The sequence below is a fragment of the Tersicoccus phoenicis genome (genome assembly GCF_001968835.1).
GTDB classification, from domain to species: domain Bacteria; phylum Actinomycetota; class Actinomycetes; order Actinomycetales; family Micrococcaceae; genus Tersicoccus; species Tersicoccus phoenicis.
This window is the reverse complement of record NZ_MRDE01000116.1, coordinates 1-340: the sequence shown is the minus strand read 5'-3', so window position 1 is coordinate 340 and position 340 is coordinate 1. Positions and strand designations below refer to the sequence as shown.

At 66.2% G+C, this 340-nt stretch carries 1 pseudogene; it reads right to left on the bottom strand.

From position 1 onward, the window contains the following. Positions 1–327, bottom strand: a pseudogene (locus BKD30_RS15375) (IS982 family transposase); the annotation flags it as partial. Positions 328–340 lie beyond the last annotated feature (13 nt).

Here is a 340-nt window from a genome sequence, read left to right as displayed (position 1 = left end):
CTCTCTGGAACGGGCGCACTCGATGGGCGTGGAGTCCACCAGCAGCACGTCGTCGTTGAAGACCGTGGTCTCCTTGGCCAGGGTGCGGATCAGCCAACTCAAGGTCCCGGCCAGGGCCCGCAGTCTCTTGTTGTAGCCGGACTGGCCCGGCAGGTAGGGGAACATCCCGTGCAGGTGCCGGTGGGCGTGACGAACCCATCGCGCTTCGTTGGTGTGTCCGAGCAGCGCCTGCATCACGGCCAGAGTGAGCATCTCGGCGTCGGTGATCTGCGGAGCCATACCAACCCGCGGGCGAGCTGGCGCCTGTTCGGGGTGGGCCTTCAACAGGTCATCGGTCCTG